At 73.9% G+C, this 18,415-nt stretch carries 13 protein-coding genes and 1 pseudogene; 10 read left to right on the forward strand and 4 right to left on the reverse strand.

Going from position 1 to position 18,415, the window contains the following annotated elements:
• Positions 1–145: 145 nt before the first annotated feature.
• On the forward strand, positions 146–1,468 hold the full coding sequence (locus ACFV9M_RS13290) for a M14 family zinc carboxypeptidase (RefSeq protein ID WP_385066505.1): 1,323 nt from the start codon (positions 146–148) through the stop codon (positions 1,466–1,468).
• Positions 1,465–1,950: an SSI family serine proteinase inhibitor gene (locus tag ACFV9M_RS13295; protein ID WP_385066502.1), complete on the forward strand. Its 486-nt coding sequence runs from the start codon at positions 1,465–1,467 to the stop codon at positions 1,948–1,950. Before ACFV9M_RS13290 ends, ACFV9M_RS13295 begins: the two co-directional genes overlap by 4 nt.
• A gap of 149 nt (positions 1,951–2,099) precedes the next feature.
• Here ACFV9M_RS13295 and ACFV9M_RS13300 read toward each other — a convergent pair whose 3' ends face one another.
• The 3 genes from ACFV9M_RS13300 to glgX form a co-directional block, all read right to left on the reverse strand.
• Positions 2,100–3,341 (reverse strand): M14 family zinc carboxypeptidase, encoded by a 1,242-nt coding sequence (locus tag ACFV9M_RS13300; RefSeq protein WP_385066499.1) that lies wholly within the window; start codon positions 3,339–3,341, stop codon positions 2,100–2,102.
• Positions 3,342–3,539: 198 nt separating this feature from the next.
• Positions 3,540–5,888: a malto-oligosyltrehalose synthase gene (gene treY / locus ACFV9M_RS13305; protein ID WP_385066496.1), complete on the reverse strand. Its 2,349-nt coding sequence runs from the start codon at positions 5,886–5,888 to the stop codon at positions 3,540–3,542.
• A gap of 129 nt (positions 5,889–6,017) precedes the next feature.
• Entirely contained in the window at positions 6,018–8,138 is a 2,121-nt protein-coding gene (gene glgX, locus ACFV9M_RS13310; RefSeq protein WP_385066493.1) for a glycogen debranching protein GlgX, read from the reverse strand.
• Positions 8,139–8,331: 193 nt separating this feature from the next.
• Between glgX and ACFV9M_RS13315 the strand changes: the two genes are divergently transcribed.
• From ACFV9M_RS13315 to ACFV9M_RS13330, 4 genes are all read left to right on the forward strand, one after another.
• Positions 8,332–9,195, forward strand: coding sequence for a Tat pathway signal sequence domain protein (locus ACFV9M_RS13315; RefSeq protein WP_385066490.1), 864 nt, complete (start codon positions 8,332–8,334; stop codon positions 9,193–9,195).
• A gap of 114 nt (positions 9,196–9,309) precedes the next feature.
• On the forward strand, positions 9,310–10,662 hold the full coding sequence (locus ACFV9M_RS13320) for a copper amine oxidase (protein WP_385066488.1): 1,353 nt from the start codon (positions 9,310–9,312) through the stop codon (positions 10,660–10,662).
• A 102-nt stretch (positions 10,663–10,764) separates the two neighbouring features.
• Entirely contained in the window at positions 10,765–12,003 is a 1,239-nt protein-coding gene (locus tag ACFV9M_RS13325) for an SAV2148 family HEPN domain-containing protein (RefSeq protein ID WP_385066486.1), read from the forward strand.
• Positions 12,004–12,127: 124 nt separating this feature from the next.
• The gene (locus tag ACFV9M_RS13330) at positions 12,128–12,850 is read left to right on the forward strand and encodes a 3'-5' exonuclease (RefSeq protein ID WP_385066484.1); all 723 of its coding nucleotides are present in this window, start codon (positions 12,128–12,130) and stop codon (positions 12,848–12,850) included.
• A gap of 9 nt (positions 12,851–12,859) precedes the next feature.
• Here the strand turns inward: ACFV9M_RS13330 and ACFV9M_RS13335 are convergent, their stop codons facing one another.
• Positions 12,860–13,729, reverse strand: a complete 870-nt coding sequence (locus ACFV9M_RS13335; protein WP_385066482.1) for a phosphotransferase enzyme family protein — start codon at positions 13,727–13,729, stop codon at positions 12,860–12,862.
• Between the two features lie 193 nt (positions 13,730–13,922).
• Between ACFV9M_RS13335 and ACFV9M_RS13340 the strand changes: the two genes are divergently transcribed.
• The 4 genes and pseudogenes from ACFV9M_RS13340 (at position 13,923) to mgt (ending at position 18,330) form a co-directional block, all read left to right on the forward strand.
• Positions 13,923–14,903: a carbohydrate ABC transporter permease gene (locus tag ACFV9M_RS13340; RefSeq protein ID WP_385102424.1), complete on the forward strand. Its 981-nt coding sequence runs from the start codon at positions 13,923–13,925 to the stop codon at positions 14,901–14,903.
• Positions 14,900–15,733 carry a carbohydrate ABC transporter permease gene (locus tag ACFV9M_RS13345; protein WP_385066478.1) on the forward strand — a complete coding sequence of 278 codons (834 nt, stop codon included), beginning with the start codon at positions 14,900–14,902 and terminating at the stop codon, positions 15,731–15,733. The genes ACFV9M_RS13340 and ACFV9M_RS13345 overlap by 4 nt, the downstream gene beginning before the upstream one ends.
• Positions 15,733–17,019, forward strand: coding sequence for an ABC transporter substrate-binding protein (locus ACFV9M_RS13350; RefSeq protein WP_385066475.1), 1,287 nt, complete (start codon positions 15,733–15,735; stop codon positions 17,017–17,019). The genes ACFV9M_RS13345 and ACFV9M_RS13350 overlap by 1 nt, the downstream gene beginning before the upstream one ends.
• Positions 17,020–17,096: 77 nt before the next feature.
• A pseudogene (gene mgt / locus ACFV9M_RS13355) lies at positions 17,097–18,330 on the forward strand (macrolide-inactivating glycosyltransferase).
• The last annotated feature ends 85 nt before the right edge of the window (positions 18,331–18,415 follow it).

Below are 18,415 nucleotides of genomic sequence, written 5' to 3' on the forward strand. Positions count from 1 at the left end.
CGGGCGGTGTTGACGTACCCCCCGCGTCATGACTCACTGTGCGTACACCGCCCACTCCCGGTGAACCGGTGAACCGGCGAACCGGCGAACCGACGGCGCCCCGACGCGGAGGTGTGCCCTGCCGCAACTCTCGCGCTACCCGACCGTGGACGAGATCGCGGCCCGCGCGGCCGCGCTCGCCGCCCGCCGGCCCGGGGACGCCCGGCTGCGCCGCGTCGGGGTCTCCCGCGCGGGCACGCCTTTGTGGCTGCTGTCCGTCGGGCACGGCACCCGCCAGGCGCTCGTCGTGGCCGGACCGCATGCCAACGAGCCCGTCGGCGGCGCCACCGTCCTGCGGCTGGCCGAACGCGCCCTCGCCGACCCCGGCCTCACCGAGGGCGCCGACGCCACCTGGAACCTGCTGCTGTGCCTGGACCCCGACGGCCTGCGCCACAACGAGGGCTGGCTGACCGGTCCGTACACCCTCGACCGCTACTTCCGGCGGTTCTTCCGCCCCGGCTTCCTCGAACAGCCCGAGTGGCTGCCCGAGGGAGCGGCCGCCGCAGCGCTGCCCGAGACCCGGGCGCTGCTCCGCCTCCAGGACGAGCTGAAACCTTTCTTCCAGTGCTCGCTGCACGGCGTCGACGTCGGCGGCGGCTTCGTGGAACTCACCCGCGACCTGCCCGGACTCGCCCAGCGGACGGCCCACGCCGCCGCCCGCCTCGGCATCCCCCGCGAACTCGGCCCCTACGACACCCTGTACTGGCCCCGCCTGGGACCCGCCGTCTACCGGATCCCGCCGCCGCGCCCGCGCGACCTGGCCGCCGCCATCACCGAGGCCGCCGTCGAGTCGACCTGGTACCACCCGCACCGGTACGGCACGGTCACCGCCGTCGTCGAGGCGCCCATGTGGGGGGTCGCCGCCGTCGAGGACGCCTCCCCGCCCGCCGACCGGGACGCGGCGCTGCGCACGGTCAGCCGGACCCTGCGGCACGACACCCGCCTCCTGGAACGCCTCCTCACCCGGGTACGGCCCCACCTCCCCGGCACCCCCGACGCGGCGCGCCTGCTCGCGCCGGTCGACGACTACCTCCTGGTCTGCCCCGGCCTCGCCACCGCCTGGGACCCCGACACCGCCGATCCCGCCCACCCGCTCCCGCCGCTCAGCACCGCCCATCTGACCGCCCTGCGCATCGCCGGCCGCCGCATCGCCGTCCGGACGGCCGGCCTGCTGCACCAGCTCGTCACCGGCGCCGGAGACGGCCCGGCCGGGGCGCTGCCGGAACTGGACGGGCTCATCGACCGGTGGTGCGCCGACTACCACGACGGCTGCCGGGCGCGCTGGATCCCCGTCGCCCGCCAGGTGGAGTACCAGGTGCGGGTCGTGCTCGCCGCGTTCGAACTCGCCGGGCGCCGCGCCACCGGTCCCGCACGATCGGGTGAGCCGGACTGGGGAAGCCGGCCCGCCGTGCCGATGCACCGGGAATGAGGTACTTCCCCACACACCCCCTGCTCGGCGTCCTCCCCGCCGCCACCGCCCTCCTCCTCGCCGCCGTCGCCCCGGCGCCGGCCGCCGCGCCCCGCGACGGGCTGCCCGGCGACTGGGTCCGGCTGACGGTCACCGGGGGCGGCCCCCGCTCCGCCGGCACCCGCGCCACCGTGCTGCTGTGCGACCCGCCCCGGGGCCACTCCCGCGCCGCCGAGGCCTGCGCCGACCTCGACGCGGCGCGCGGTGACATCCGCTCCATCCCCGCCAGGGACGGCATCTGCTCCCTGGTGTACGCCCCGGTGACCGCCGAGGCCCACGGGCGGTGGAAGGGCCGCACCGTCACGTACACCGAGGACTTCGCCAACGCCTGCGTGATGCACGCGGAGACGGGCGCCGTGTTCGCCCTGGACGACGAGCGGGTGCCCGGCCTTCCCGGTCTTCCGCCCGCCCTCCCCGGTCCTGCCGAGCGGTCGGGGGACTGACCTTCGCGGTACGCCTAGGGGCTTCCCGTAGGCGGGCGGGAAGCCCCGGGGAGCGTACGGCCGTGTGCGCACCCGTCCACCTGTGCAGCCGTAGCACCTGTGCACCTGCGTGTTTCGCGTACTGCCTGCGGTCTGCCGCGTGCCCGCGCCTACGCCGCGCCCTCGCGCGCGTGCAGCGCCGCCGCCACGACCGTGCGGGACTGGTGCTCCACCTGGTGCTCCACGGGCACCCAGCGGGCGCGGAAGCGTTCCGCGAAGGACTCGCTCCAGGCCGCGACGAGGTGCTCCAGCCGGGGGGCCGCCCGGTCCTCGCGCTCCCGCAGGACCCGCCACAGCATCGCCGCCGCCCGCAGCGGCAGCCGCCGGGCGAAGGCGTCCACGCTGCCGACGTACGCCATCGTCGTGCCGGCCGGTGGGGTGTGGGTCAGGTCCGCGGCCAGGCCCGGCACCAGCTCCAGTCCCCACCGGGCCGCTCTGAGCAACGGCCCGTCCACCCCCTCCAGGCGCGGCAGCGCCTCCGCCAGCACCCGTTCCACCTCCCGCGCGTCCCGCAGCAGCCGGTGCGCCAGGTGCCGGATCGCCACTGCCGGGGCGGGGTGCGGGGCGGGGTCGTCCACCATGTCGCTCGCCCACATCGGCACCTCGACGACCGCGGTCAGACCGCCGTAGCGGTGGGCGTGGTACCAGGTGCTGTGCCGGGCGTCGTCCGGCATGCTCGGGTACGCCGCGCCCGCCCCCGGCTCCGGCATCACATGCACCCCGGGTCCGGACGCCGGCCAGCCCGCCGCGTCGGAGGCGCCCGTCTCCACCGGGATGTGCAACTGCGCCGCCGACTTGGCGAACGGCTCGGCCAGACCCGGTATGTCCTTCGTCAGCTGCACCCAGCTGCCGCCCAGATCGGTGCCGTGCAGCGTCACCTGGAGGTAGGGCCGCAGCTCGTCGATGACCCGGGTCAGCGCGCGCGTCTCGGGCGGCAGCCGGTCCGGCGGGAGGACGGCGGGCGACCACTCCGGCTGCTCCGGGCCCGCGGGCCGGAAGAAGCCGAGGTGGTAGTCGAGCAGGCTGCGCGGCGCCGGGGCGTGGTGCAGGCTCGCCCCGTCGGGGTCGGCGCACAGCAGGAAGTGCCAGGACACGCCGTCCCGCAACTCCCGCTCGTGCACGACCCGTTCGGCGAGGACGAGCAGGGTCGGCCCGCCGGCCGGCTCGTTCGCGTGAGCGCCGGCGACCACCAGCACCGCGCGGCGCGCACGGCCCACGGACAGCAGGTGCAGCGGCCGTCCCGCACGGGAGAGCCCCACCCGGCGCAGCGCGCACAGGCCGGGTTGGATCGCGGTCAACGACCCCGCGAGCGAGGTCAGTTCGCTCACCGTGGGATAGCGCTGCTCCGGCACCAGACAAACCCCCGTCACGTCAGCCCGGCCTTCGCCATCCGCAGTACCCCATGGACGCCCCGCGCTGTCAAGAACGCCCAGGGGGAGCCTCCCCGGGGCGCCCGGATGCGCGTACCGGACCGCGTCGGTGCGGCCGGGCGCGCTCGCGGCGCTTCCGACGGATCTCCGCGGCAGTCGCGGAAAACCATCCCAAGCGTCCTAGTCGGGCACCCGCTCCAGCAACGCCACCGGCAGCCGGGCGAACAACTCCTCCACGCGCGCGTGCCCGCTGAACTTCCGTCCGCCGTCCAGGACGTCGGCCCACCGCCCCGGCGGCAGCGCGAGCCGGGTGTCCCGCCAGCCGCCCGCCTCCGCCAGCCGCAGCGACAGCCGCGTCACGGCCGTGACGACCTCGCCGGAGCGCGCGAACGCCAGACAGTGCCCGGCGGCCGGCCCCTCGGCGGTCAGCGGCGCGTACGTCGCCGACTCCCCGAAGACCTCCGGCCGCCGCCGGCGCAGCCGCAGCGCCGCCGCCGTCACCTCGCCCTTGGCACCGGGATCCTCCGGCGGCAGGAACACGGGCCGGCGGTTGTCCGGGTCCACCAGGGCCCGGTACTCGCCCTCCGTGCCCTGGTAGACGTCCGGCACCCCCGGCATCGTCAGGTGCACCAGCGCCGTGCCCAGCACGTTCGCCCGGATGTGCGGCTCCAGCGCCTCCCGCAGCGCGGCCACCCGCTCGCCGGGCACCCCGCACGGCCCCGCCGCGACGAACGCGGCCACCGCCTCCTCGTACGGCGGCTCCTGCTCCGTCCAGCTCGTGTACAGCCCCGCCTCCCGCACGTGCTTGAGCAGCGCCTCCCCGACCCGCTCCGGGGCCGCCGGCCCGAGCCCGAACACCGTCTGCCAGGCCGCCCACGCCGTCTGCCCGTCCGGCACGGTCTCCTCGGCCCGCGTCACCTGCGCGAGGACCTCCTCCCAGCGCCGCGGGCACTGCGACAGCACGGCCAGCGCGGCCCGCACGTCGGCGCTGCGCTTGGTGTCGTGCGTCGACACGACCGTCCCGGTCACCGGCCAGTCGCGCTGCACGCGCGCGCAGTAGGCGTGGAACCGGTCCGGGGACACGCCCGGCCGGCCCGGATCGCCGCCCACCTCGTTCACCGACAGCAGCGGCACGTACCGGTAGAACGCCGTGTCCTCGAGGGCCTTGGCCCGCAGCGCGGACGCCGTCTGCGCGAACCGCGTCCGGAACTCCACCGCCGCCGGCCCCGAGCCCCCGCCCAGCACCAGGGCGCGCACCACGTCGACCGCGCCCGCCTCCTCGGGGACCACGAAGGCGTGCCGCGCCTGACCGGCGGCCTCCTCGGTGACCACGGCGGACGCGTCACCCGAGGCGTACGGCCGGTACACCTCCAGCCGTACCAGCAGCTCCTCCAGGGCCGTGCGCAGCGCCCAGGGAGCCCGGTCGCGCAGCGCCGGGTCCGGGGAGGCGGCGCACACCCGCACCGCCGTCCGGGTCAGCCGGTCCAGCTCGGTGGCCAGCTCGTGCGCGAGCACCCCGTACGCCGCCCGCCGGGCCGTCGCCGCCCACTCCCCGCCCCGGTCGGTCTGCGGGGCCGCGAAACGCCGGTACAGCGCGAGCAGCTCCCCGGCACCGTCCGGGTCGGTGAAGAGGCCGTCGACGTGGCGCAGGGCGTCGTAGCCCGTGGTGCCGGCGACCGGCCAGGAGTCGGGCAGGCGCTCCTCGTCCGCGAGGATCTTCTCCACGACCGTCCAGCGGCCCCCGCTCGCCCCGTGCAGCCGCTCAAGGTAGGTGTCGGGGTCGGCGAGGCCGTCGGGGTGGTCGACGCGCAGCCCGTCCACCACGCCCTCGTGCAGCAGCTGGAGGATCTTCGCGTGCGTGGCCTCGAACACCTCGGGGTCCTCCACCCGCACCCCGATCAGCTCGGAGATGCTGAAGAACCGCCGGTAGTTGAGCTCGGTGCGGGCCAGCCGCCACCACACCGGCCGGTACCACTGGGCGTCCAGCAGCTGGGGCAGCGGCAGGTCCTCGGTGCCCTCGCGCAGCGGCAGCTCGTGGTCGTGGTAGCGCAGGACACCGCCGTCGACGCGGAGCCGGCCGAGTTCGTCGCCGACCGGTCCGCCGAGCACCGGCAGCAGCAGCTGGCCGTCCTGCGCCTCCCAGTCGATGTCGAACCAGCGCGCGTACGGCGACCTGGGGCCCTCCCGCAGCACCTCCCACAGGGCCCGGTTGTGGCGCGGGGCCACCGCCATGTGGTTCGGCACGATGTCCACGACCAGTCCGAGCCCGTGCTCCCGCGCGGTGCGGGACAGCGCCCGCAGGCCCTCCTCCCCGCCCAGCTCCTCGCGCACGCGCGTGGGGTCCACGACGTCGTACCCGTGCGGGGAGCCGGGCACGGCCTCCAGCACGGGCGACAGATGCAGGTGCGACACCCCCAGCGACGCCAGGTACGGCACGGCCGCCGCCGCGGCCGCGAACGGGAACGCCGGCTGCACCTGGAGCCGGTAGGTGGCCGTGGGCACGACAGGGGCGGTGCGCTCAGAGGTCATGCAGACCTACGTACCCGCCCCGCCTCTGATCGTGTCACCGCACCCGCCAGGTGGACGGACACCGGCCCACCGGACGGACGCCCGACCGCGCGCCCGGTGGACCGCCCGGTGGGCGGGGCCGGGCCCGGCCTAGGCGGGCCGCTGGAGCACCGTCATGCCGCGGTCCACCAGGGTCAGCCGGTCCCCGGCCGCGACCTTGGCGCCCCCGCCCCGCGCCGGCGCCGCCGGGTCCGCCGTGTCCACGACCACCTGCCACTGCCGCCCGTGGTCGACCGGCACCACGAACTCCAGCGGCCGCGGCGAGGCGTTGAACATCAGCAGGAACGAGTCGTCGGTGATCCGCTCCCCGCGCGCGCCCGGCTCGGAGATCGCGTTGCCGTTGAGGAACACGGTCAGCGCCGACGCCTGCGCCGAGTTCCAGTCCCGCTGGGTCATCTCCTTGCCCTCGGGGGTGAACCAGGCGATGTCGGACAGCTCGTCGTGGGTGCCCTCCACGGGCCGCCCGTGGAAGAAGCGGCGCCTGCGGAAGACGGGGTGCTCCTTGCGCAGCCGGACGAGCGCCCGGGTGAACTCCAGCAGGTCGGCGCCGCCGTCCTGGCCGGGGTCGGGCCACCGCACCCAGGACAGTTCGCTGTCCTGGCAGTAGGCGTTGTTGTTGCCGCGCTGGGTGCGGGCCATCTCGTCGCCGTGGCTGATCATGGGCACGCCCTGGGACAGCATCAGCGTGGCGAGGAAGTTGCGCATCTGGCGGGCGCGCAGCTCCAGGACCGCCGGGTCGTCGGTGTCGCCCTCCGCACCGCAGTTCCAGGACCGGTTGTGGCTCTCGCCGTCGCGGTTGTCCTCGCCGTTGGCCTCGTTGTGCTTGTGGTTGTAGGAGACCAGGTCGTGCAGGGTGAAGCCGTCGTGGCAGGTCACGAAGTTGATCGAGGCCAGCGGGCGGCGGCCGTCGTCCTGGTAGAGGTCGGAGGAGCCGGTCAGCCGGGAGGCGAACTCCGCGAGCGCGCGCGGCTCGCCGCGCCACAGGTCCCGCACGGTGTCGCGGTACTTGCCGTTCCACTCGGTCCACAGGGGCGGGAAGTTGCCCACCTGGTAGCCGCCCTCGCCGACGTCCCACGGCTCGGCGATCAGCTTCACCTGCGAGACGACGGGATCCTGCTGCACCAGGTCGAAGAACGACGACAGCCGGTCCACCTCGTGGAACTGGCGCGCCAGGGTCGCCGCGAGGTCGAAGCGGAACCCGTCGACATGCATCTCGGTGACCCAGTACCGCAGCGAGTCCATGATCAGCTGGAGGACGTGCGGGGACCGCATGAGCAGTGAGTTCCCGGTGCCCGTGGTGTCCATGTAGTAGCGCGGATCGTCGGTCAGCCGGTAGTACTGCGGATTGTCGAGGCCCCGGAACGACAGCGTCGGGCCCAGGTGGTTGCCCTCGGCGGTGTGGTTGTAGACCACGTCGAGGATGACCTCTATCCCGGCCTCGTGCAGCGCCCGCACGGCCGACTTGAACTCCAGGACCTGCTGCCCGCGGTCCCCCCAGGAGGCGTAGGCGTTGTGGGGGGCGAAGAAACCGATGGTGTTGTAGCCCCAGTAGTTGTTCAGGCCCATGTCGACCAGACGGTGGTCGTTGACGAACTGGTGTACGGGCATCAGCTCCAGTGCCGTGACGCCCAGCTCGGTGAGGTGTTCGAGGATCGCCGGGTGCGCGAGGGCCGCGTAGGTGCCGCGCAGTTCGTCCGGCAGTCCGGGGTGGCGCATCGTCAGGCCCTTCACATGGGCCTCGTAGATCACCGTGTGGTGGTACTCGGTGCGCGGGCGCCGGTCGTCGCCCCAGTCGAAGTAGGGGTTGACCACGACCGACGTCATCGTGTGGGGGGCCGAGTCGAGGTCGTTGCGCCGGTCGGGGGAGCCGAAGTGGTAGCCGTACACCTCCTCGCCCCACCGGATCGAGCCGCTGATCGCCTTCGCGTAGGGGTCGAGCAGCAGTTTCGCCGAGTTGCAGCGCAGCCCGCGCTCCGGCGCGTACGGGCCGTGCACCCGGAAGCCGTAGCGCTGCCCGGGCATGATGCCCGGCACGTACGCGTGCCGCACGAACGCGTCGCTCTCGCGCAGCTCCACGGCCGTCTCGGAGCCGTCGTCGTGCAACAGACACAGCTCCACTCGGTCCGCGGCCTCGGTGAAGACCGCGAAGTTCGTACCGGCGCCGTCGTACGTGGCGCCGAGGGGATATGCCTCTCCAGGCCAGACCTGCATGGATACGACTCTTTCAGGTGTGCCGCCCCGCTGGGGGTGCCTTGGCATCGAGTCTCCCGGAAAGTGAGGGAACCATCTGTGACGTATGCCCCTCTTACCCGTCGACCGGTGTATACGCCGGAAATCGGTGTGTGCCGAACCAGTGGGGCAGAAATCACGTACTCCCGGGGCCATGGGGGAGTAGGGGGAAGATGTGCGCACGACAGTGCGCCGCCACCTGGGCAAGGTGGTGGCAGGCGCGGGCCTCGCGCTGACCGCGACGGCCGCGATGATCGCGATCACCCTGCCGGGTACGGCGGGGGCGGACGGGACCGGAGGGAGCATCGGGCAGGCCGCTGGACAGGCGGCCGCGGAACAGGAGACCGGACAGGGTACCGGGCAGGGTACCGGGCAGGGTGCCGGGCGGCAAGGCGGTTCGGCCGCGGTGGAACCCGGCGTCGTCCAGGAGGCGCCGGCCGAGGGCGCCCGGGGCGAGGGCCGCGATCCGCTGACCGACGACGAGACCGCGCGCGCCGAACGGATCGCGCTCAGCCGGCAGCTCTTCGACGCCGGTGAGGACGTCGACGGCGACCGCGGGCCGCAGCGCCTGAGCGTCGACCTGGCCGAGCCGGCCGCGGCCGAGGCCGACGACCCGGACGCGCCCCGGCGCGCCGAGGTGACGTTCTACGACTACAAGGACGACACCCTCGTCACCCGGACCGTCAACCTCGACACCGGCACGGTCGAGAGCACCGGCACCCAGCAGGGCGTCCAGCCGCCGCTCAACGCGGCCGAGGAGGCCGAGGCGGTCCGGCTGCTCCTCGCCGACCCGCTGGGCGCGGGCCTGAAGGCCGACTACAAGGACGCCACCGGAGGGGAACTCACCTCCCCGGACCAGCTGGTGCCGTTCGGCATGGTGTACCGCGCCTCACCGGGCGCGCAGCCCGCCGCCTTCGACGCGTGCGGTGTCCACCGCTGCGTGCGGCTGCTGCCGAAGGTCAGGAACGGACCGTGGATCGACGCCCGGTCCCTGCTGATCGACCTGAGCGCCCGCAAGGTCGGCAGGCTCACCGGCTGAGGCCGCCCGCGGGTCCGGTCGGCGGGCTCACCGGCTGAGCCACCCGTCCGTTCGTCCGCTGAAGCTCGACACCTTCACCGTCCGCCGCAGGAACGCACAGGAAGTCATCTCCTCATGCGCGTCAAGTCCGTGAACAGCGGCCCTCGGCCGCGGGGCGCCGGCCGTGCCCGCAAGGCCGCGGCCCTCGGCCTGTCCGTGGTCGCGCTGGCCGCCGCCGCGTCGGCCGGCGGCGCCGGCCCGGCCGCCGCCCGGCCCGAGGCCGCCCCGGCGGCCGCCGCCGCCGAGTGCAGCGCCGCCTACCGCATCCAGCAGAAGCTCACCTCCGGCACCACCTGGCGCATGTGCTGGCGCCACGAGGCGAAGTCCGGCATCGTCCTGGAGGACATCTCCTATCAGCCGCCCGGTGAGTCCCGCCCGATCCGCGTCCTCAACAGCGCCCGGATCGCCCAGATCCACGTGCCGTACGACGACGGCAAGAACGAGTACAACGACATCACCGACTTCAACTTCGGCAACGGCATGGTGAACCTCGCCCCCGGCGAGTGCCCCGGCGGCACCATCAAGACGGTGAAGGTGCCGGAGGCGTACAACTCCGAGACCCCGAACGTCAAGGGCCTGTGCACCACGACCCGCGCGCACGGGCACGCCTACCGCATGCAGACCGACTCGGGCAAGGTCCACCAGGCCCAGGGCAAGGACCTGCTGGTCTACAGCGTCAACAAGGTCGGCTGGTACGAGTACATCACCGAGTGGCGCTTCTCCGACGACGGTGCCATCGGCATGAACGTCGGCGCCACCGGCAGCCTCTCCCCCTTCGACTACGACGCCGGGGACGGCCGGGGCTGGCCGCTGGGCAAGGGGGCCAAGGCGTACGCCACCAGCCACAACCACAACGTGTTCTGGCGGCTCGACTTCGGCCTCGACGGCTCCTCGAAGACGAAGGTCGAGCAGTACGACTCGAAGGTCAGCCCGCCCGCCTCCGGACGGCCGGGCCCGTCCAACAAGACCACCCGCACCACCGTCACCAAGGAACGCGCGGGCGACGCGGCGAACATGCGCTGGTGGCGCGTGGTGAGCACCGCCGGCAAGAACAAGGACGGCCACCCGCGGTCCTACGAGATCGTCACCGGAGCCGGCACCACCTACCCGGGGCGCGCCTTCACCCGGCACGACGTCTACTTCACCCAGTACAACCCGTGCGAGCAGTACGCCAGCAACAACGTGCGCGACTGCGGCAGCCCGCGGCACGGCTACTCGGTGGACAAATGGGTGAACGGCCAGACCCTCACCCACCCCGTGGCCTGGGTCAACGTCGGTTTCCACCACGTCGCCCGGGACGAGGACCAGCAGCCCATGCCGGTCCACTGGCAGGGATTCTCCCTCGCCCCGCGGGACGTCACCGCTATGAATCCGCTCACTCCGCGCGCCCTCGCGGGCGAGAACGGACGCCCCGACGGCGGTAGTTGAGAAACGACCTGTCCATCCGGCTGCACCGCCCACCGCTCCCGGAGTACCCTTCCTTGATCGTTGGGACGGGGAGTGCTCGGGGGAGCGGAAGGCGGTGCTTGGGTGGGCTCGGGAGGGCTGGAACTGCCCCCTGGTGACGAGGGTCACGAGGGAGGCTCCTCCACAGACGTCCCGCCCGGCACGGTGTCGCTGGCCCGGCCGATGGAGGGGGCGATCGGGCCGGAGCTGGACTGGGACGCCGACGCCTGGCGCGAGGTGCGCACCCGCGCCCAGCGGGCCGGCCGGGCCTACATCTGGCTGAACCTCGTCGAACAGCGGCTGCGCGCCGTCGTGGCCGCCGTGCTGCGGCCCATCTACGAACCCGTCCACGGCGACGACTGGGTGGTCGCCGCGGCCGGCCCCGCCGGACAGGAGTGGGTGCAGCGCGCGGTCGCCGTACGCGAGGTCAGCCGGCGCAAGGGCTATCTGCTCGACCCGGCCGACGACAACGTGATCTCCTTCCTGACGCTGCCGCAGCTGCGCGAGCTGATGGTGCAGCACTGGCCGTGCTTCGAGCCGTACTTCGACGACCGCCGGGACGTCGAACTCGCCCTGGACGAGCTGGAGGTCACCCGCAACGTCGTCTCCCGCAACCGGGCGCTGTCCGAGGCCGTGCTGAGCCAGGCCGAGCGCGCCTCCGCGCGCCTGCTGGAGATGCTCGGCACGGGCGGTGACGTGCCCTCCGCGCGCCGGCTGCCCGTCGACGCCGTCGAGGACCTGGTGGGCGACCGGTACGCGGACGTGGTCGCCGTCCACTCCGACCGGGTGCGGCTGCTGCGCCGGTTCCCCGCCGAGGACATCTTCGACGGCGCCCGCCGCCTCGACGCCATCGGCATCGGGCTCAACCTGCTCGTGCAGAACTTCTCCGGCCGCCGGCTGGTCCGCCTCGCCGAGACCGGCGCCCGGGTGCGGCTGCTCTTCCTCAACCCGGCCTCCAGCGCGGTCAAGCGCCGCGAACGCGAGCTCGGCATGAAACGCGGCGAGTTGAGCCGGGCCGTGGAGATGAACATCCTGCACATGCGCCGGGTGCGCTCCCGGCTGCGCGACCCGGGCGCCTTCCAGATCCAGGTCTACGACGAGACCCCCCGCTTCACCGCCTACCTCGTCGACGGCGACGGCTCCGACGGCGTCGCGGTCGTCCAGTCCTATCTGCGGCGCATGCGCGGCATGGAGGCGCCGGTGCTGGTGCTGCGCAACGGCAGCCGGGTGGTCAAGTCGGACGAGATCGACGAAGGCGGACTCTTCGCCGCCTACCGTGAGGAGTTCGAGCTGGCCTGGGCGGATTCACGGCCGGTGTCCTGAAACGTCCCGGTGCCCGTCGGGGGGCGCGGTCCGCCCCGGAAGCGGAATGAGATCCTCTGATTGTCAGTGGCGCATGGGAGGGTGGAAGCCACTGGGGGAAGCACCACCAAGAAGGGGGGCCACCATGGCCTGGCACCGGGAGCTGCTGATCGGCTTCGACCTGGAGACGACCGGGACGGATCCGCGCGAGGCGCGCATCGTCACGGGAGCCGTGATCGAGGTGAGGGGCGGACAGGTCCTGGGACGCCGGGAGTGGCTGGCGGACCCGGGCGTGGAGATCCCGGCGGAGGCCGTCGCGGTCCACGGGATCAGCACCGCGCGGGCGGCCGCCGAGGGCGACCCCGCCGACCGGGTCGCGGACGCCCTCGCGGACGTCCTGGTGACGTACTGGCGGACGGGCGTCCCCGTCGTCGCCTACAACGCCGCCTTCGACCTGACCCTGCTCTCCGCCGAACTGCGGCGGCACGGGCTGCCGTCCCTGCGCGACCGCCTCGGCGGCCTCGACCCGGCCCCGGTGGTCGACCCGTACACCATCGACCGCCGGGCCGACCGCTACCGCCGCGGCAAGCGCAACCTCGAAGCGGTCTGCGCCGAGTACGGCGTCCCCCTCGACGCGGCGCACGACGCCTCGGCCGACGCCCTCGCCGCGGCCCGGCTCGCCGGCGCGATAGCCGAGCGCCACCCCAAGATCGCGGCCCTCGGCCCGGCGGAGCTGCACCGCCGCCAGATCGAGTGGTACGCCGAGTGGGCGGCGGACTTCCAGGACTTCCTGCGCCGCAAGGGCGACGCCGAGGCGGTGGTCGACGGGACCTGGCCGGTGCGGGAGCTCGCGGGCGAAAGGGTCTGACCGCCCGTCTCAGAAGGGGTACCAGCGCACCGCCTCGTCCCCGTCCCGCAGCGACGCCACCCGGCGTTCGAACTCGGCCAGCGCCCGGGGGTTGGTGGGCGCGTGCTGGGCCACCCAGGCGCAGCTCGCCGTCTCCCGGGCCCCGCGCAGGACCGCGCAGCCCTCCCACTCCCGAACATCCCAGCCGTACGCGTCGGTGAAGGAGTCGTAGGCCTCGGCGGGCAGGCCGTAGCGGTCGCGGGAGAGGGCGAGCACGACCAGGTCGTGCTCGCGCAGATCGGCGGAGAAGGTCTCCAGGTCGACCAGGGCGGGCCCGTCCGGCCCGACGTGGACGTTGCGCGGCAGCGCGTCACCGTGGATCGGGCCGGGCGGCAGATGCGGGGTGAGCGCGGCGGCGGCCGCGGCGAAACCGTCGCGGCGCCGGCGCAGGAAGGCCGCGTCCGCCGGGTCGACCGCGTCGCCGGCCAGCCGCAGCCAGCGCTCCACACCGGACAGCAGATCGCGCGGGGGCAGGTCGAGGGAGGCGGCAGGGGAGGGCAGGGCGTGCACGACCCGCAGCAGTCCGGCCAGATCGCGGGGCTCGGCGGGCCGTACCGGGTCGGGCAGCCGGTGCCACACCGTCACCGGATGGCCGTCGACCAGCAGCGCCTCCGGTCCGGCCGCCCGCACCGCGGGGACGCCCGCCTCGGCGAGCCACACCGCGATCCCCACCTCGCGCCGGGCCCGGTCCAGGAGTTCGGCGTCCCGGCCGACCTTCACCACCAGGTCCCCGGCGGCGAACACCGCGTTCTCGCCCAGGGCGAGGAGCCGCGCGTCCCGTGCCGGGCCCGGCGCCACCCCCGCCGCGGCCAGTACCTCCCGCGCGCGTGCCTCGTCCATCGTCCGCCTCCGTGTCGTGTGCCGCCGTGTCGTGTGCCGCAGGGGCTCGGTGGATGCCGCCGGCCGCCCGCCGACGGGCCGTGTCCGACCCCGGGGACGGCGCCGGAATCCGGCCGCCCGACGGCCAGTCTCGCATTCGCACAGGTGGGGCGGTGCGCGCGGTGCCTTGACGGCGTACCGGCCCTTCACGACCATGGCGGAGCCCGCCGGAGCCGCCGGGAAGGGGGATCGCTTCGTGCCGACGACGACCGAGGAGAGCCGTACGGTGCGCCGTGCGCCCGGCACCGGCCCGCCGGTCCGGCGCACCGGCAGCCCCGGCGCCTGGTTCCTCGTCCTGCCCGCGCTGATCCCGGTCCTGGTGCTGAGCGCCGGCCCGCTGCTGTACGGGATCCTGCTGGCGTTCACCGACGCCCAGTCGGGCCGGACCACGCCGACGCGGTGGATCGGCGCGCTCAACTTCCGGGACCTGTGGCACGACACGCTGTTCTGGGAGTCGTTCCGCATCGGGCTGGTGTGGGCGGTCGGGGTGACCGTCCCGCAATTCCTGCTCGCCCTCGGCCTGGCCCTGCTGCTCGACCAGGAGCTGCGGCTGCGCTGGCTCGCCCGCGCCCTCGCGATCGTCCCCTGGGCGATGCCCGAGGTCGTCGTCGGCATCATGTGGCGGCTCGTCTACAGCCCCGACGCCGGTGTCCTCAACGAGACCCTGCGCGACCTGGGTCTCGGCGACGGGCGGGACTGGCTGGCCGGCCTGTCCACCGCCCTGCCCGCGGTGATCGCCGTCGGCGTCTGGGCGGGCCTGCCGCAGACCACCGTCGCCCTGCTCGCCGGGCTCCAGAACACCCCGCGCGAACTGCACGAGGCCGCCGCGGTCGACGGCGCGGGCGCCTGGCGCCGCTTCCGCACGGTCACCTGGCCCGCGCTGCGCCCCGTCGCCCTCGCGATCACGGCCCTGAACTTCATCTGGAACGTCAACTCCTTCGCCCTGGTCTACGTCCTGACCAGCGGCGGCCCCGGCGGCCGCACCCGGCTTCCGATGCTCTTCGCCTACGAGGAGGCCTTCCGGTACGGGCAGTTCGGCTACGCGGCGGCGATGGGATGCGTGATGGTCGTGGTGATCTCGGTACTGCTCGCCCTGTTCCTCGTGGGCCGGCTCAAGGGGGGCGACGAGACATGAGGACGAGCACCGCGGGCCGGGCCGGCCAGTACCTCGCCCTGCTGGCCTATCTCGTCTTCCTGGCCTTCCCCTTCCTGTGGCTGGTCTCCACCGCCTTCAAGTCGCCCAGGGAGCTGGGCGGTCTGCACCCGTCGTGGATCCCGGCGGACCCCACCCTCGCCAACTTCCGGCAGGCCTTCGAGGAACAGCCGCTGCTGCGCGCCGCGGGCAACTCCCTGCTGTCCGCCGCCGGGGCCGCGCTGATCGCCGTCCTGCTCGCGACACCGCTGGCGTACGCCGTCGCCCGCCGGCGCACCCCGCTCGCGCGGGCCGCGACGGGCTGGGTGGTGGTCAGCCAGGCGTTCCCGCTGGTGCTGGTGATCGTCCCGCTGTTCCTGGTGCTGAAGAACCTGCGGCTGATCGACTCCCTGGCGGGGCTGGTCATGGTGTACGTGGTGTGGGCGCTGCCGTTCGCGCTGTGGATGCTCGTCGGATACGTGCGCGCGGTGCCCGTCGAGCTGGAGGAGGCGGCCGCCGTCGACGGGGCCGGACGGCTGCGCACGCTGGTGTCGGTGACGGCGCCGCTGCTCGCGCCGGGGATCGCGGCGACCGGGCTGTTCGCCTTCGTCACCGCGTGGAACGAGTTCTTCTTCGCGCTGGTGCTGCTGAAGTCGCCGCGGAAGCAGACCCTGCCGGTCGTCCTCACCCACTTCATCGGAGCCGAGGGCGTCGCCGACCTCGGGCCGCTGGCGGCCGCCGCCTTCCTCGCCACCCTTCCCTCGCTCGTCGTCTTCGCGGTGATCCAGCGGCGGATCACCGGCGGGATGCTCGCCGGGGCGGTGAAGAGCTGATGCGCGCGGCGGCCGCGGGCGTCCTGGCCCTGGTCCTGCTGCTGGCCGGCTGCGCGGGCGGCGACGGCGACGGCGACGGCGACGACGGCCCGGTCACCCTCCGGTTCCAGTCCCTGGCCTGGCAGGACGAGTCCGTCGAGGCCAACAGGGAACTGGTGGCGGAGTGGAACGCGGCCCACCCGGACGTCCGGGTGGAGTACGTGCAGGGAAGCTGGGACAGCGTCCACGACCAGCTCCTCACCTCCTTCGAGGGCGGTGAGGCACCGGACGTCGTCCACGACGCCTCCGACGACCTCGCGGACTTCGCCTACGGCGGCTACCTCGCCGACCTGACCGGCCTGCTCTCCGAGCGGCTCAAGGCCGACATCCCGCCGCGCAGTTGGGAGACGACGACCTTCGGGGACGGCGTCTACGGCGTGCCCTTCCTCCAGGAGCCGCGCGTCCTCATCGCCAACGCGACCTGGCTGAGGGAGTCGGGGGTGCGCATCCCGACGCCCGAACGGCCCTGGAGCTGGACGGAGTTCCGGGAGATCACCGAGCGGCTCAGCGGCGACGGCCGGTACGGCGTGGCCTGGCCGCTGAAGGACCCCGTCTCCGCCACCCTCAACCTCTCCCTGTCGGCGGGCGGCCGGCTCTTCCACCGGGGCGCCGACGGCAAGGTCACGGTCCGCTTCGAGGAGGGCGACGAGGTCGTGCCGCGCACCGTCCACGACCAGGTCGGCGAGGACGGCAGCGCCCCGGGCTCGCTGCTGGGCAGCGGCGGCTCCGACACCCTGCCCGGCTTCTTCGCCGGCAAGTACGCGATGGTCCCGCTGGGCTTCTCCTACCGCCAGCAGATCGTCCAGCAGGCCCCCGAGGGCTTCGACTGGCAGGTGCTGCCCGCCCCGGCCGGCGCCGACGGTCTCACCCAGGGCGTCAGCCCGCAGACCCTGTCCATCGCCGAGGACAGCCCGCACAAGGAGTTGGCGGCCGCGTTCATCGACTTCCTCCTCCAGCCGCCGAACATGGTGCGGCTGGCCCTGGGCGAATGGATGCTGCCCACCGGCACCCGGGCCCTCGCCGATCCGGCCCTGCGCACGACCGAGGACGACTGGGCGACCGGCACCGCGCTCGCCGACGGTCTGCGCCCGGCCCCCGCCCAGTCCGTCCGCGGCTATCCGGAGTGGAAGGACAAGGTCGCCACCCCCGCCTTCCAGGAGTACTACAGCGGAGCGATCGGCCTGGGCGAGCTGCGGCGACGGCTGGAGGAGGACGGGAACCTGGTACTGGCGCGCTACCAGCGCTGACCTGGCTGACCTGGCTGACCTGGTCGACCTGGCGGTTCGCGCCGGTCATGCGCACCCGGTGGCGGGGGTGAGCGCTAATTCGATTGTACGAGACGTATCGTCTCGCTTACGGTCGACGGTATGACCGCTCCCGCCCACATCGCCATGTTCTCCATCGCCGCCCACGGCCATGTGAACCCCAGCCTGGAGGTGATCCGGGAACTCGTCGCGCGCGGGCACCGCGTCACCTACGCCGTCCCGCCCGCCCTCGCCGACAAGGTCGCCGGGACCGGCGCCGAGGTGAAGCCGTGGCACTCCACCCTGCCCTCGCCCGACGCCGACCCGTCGGCCTGGGGGACCACCCTCCTCGACAACGTGGAACCGTTCCTGGACGACGCGATCCAGGCGCTGCCCCGGCTGACCGAGGCCTACGCCGGGGACGAGCCCGACCTCGTCCTGCACGACATCGCCTCCTACCCGGCCCGCGTCCTCGCCCACCGCTGGGGCGTGCCCGCGATCTCCCTCTCGCCCAGCCTGGTCGCCTGGGAGGGCTACGAGGAGGAGGTCGCCGAGCCGATGTGGGCCGAGCCGAGGAAGACCGAACGCGGCCGGGCCTACTACGCCCGCTTCGGCGCCTGGCTGGCGGAGAACGGGATCACCGAGCACCCCGACTCCTTCGCCGGCCGGCCCGCCCGCTCCCTGGTCCTCATCCCCAAGGTGCTCCAGCCGAACGCCGACCGGGTCGACGAGCGGGTGTACAGCTTCGTCGGCGCCTGCCAGGGCGACCGCCGTGCCGAGGGCACCTGGACGCGGCCCGCCAAGGCCACCAGGGTCGTCCTCGTCTCGCTGGGCTCGGCCTTCACCAAGCAGCCCGACTTCTACCGCGCCTGCGTGGCGGCCTTCGCGGACCTGCCCGGCTGGCACCTGGTGCTCCAGATCGGCCGGCACGTCGACCCGGCCGAACTGGGCGACGTGCCCGCCAACGTGGAGGTGCGCTCCTGGGTCCCGCAGCGGGCGATCCTCCAGCAGGCCGACCTGTTCGTCACCCACGCCGGGGCGGGCGGCAGCCAGGAGGGGCTGGCGACGGCGACCCCGATGATCGCCGTACCGCAGGCCGCGGACCAGTTCGGGAACGCGGACATGCTCCAGGCGCTCGGCGTCGCCCGGCACCTGCCGGCCAAGGAGGCGAGCGCCGAGACCCTGCGGTCCCTCGCCCTCGCCCTGGTCGACGACCCCGAGGTCGCCCGGCGGCTGACGGAGATCCGGGCCGGCATGGCGCGGGAGGGCGGCACGCGCAGGGCGGCCGACCTCATCGAGGCCGAACTGCCTTAGCGGCACGCGCGGGGAGCGGCGCGTGCCGCTACGGCGGCGCGCGCGTGGGGGCCCGTCGACTCCCCTGTGGTCGACGGGCCCCCGG

It is taken from the genome of Streptomyces sp. NPDC059895 (genome assembly GCF_042731035.1).
Taxonomy (GTDB): domain Bacteria; phylum Actinomycetota; class Actinomycetes; order Streptomycetales; family Streptomycetaceae; genus Streptomyces.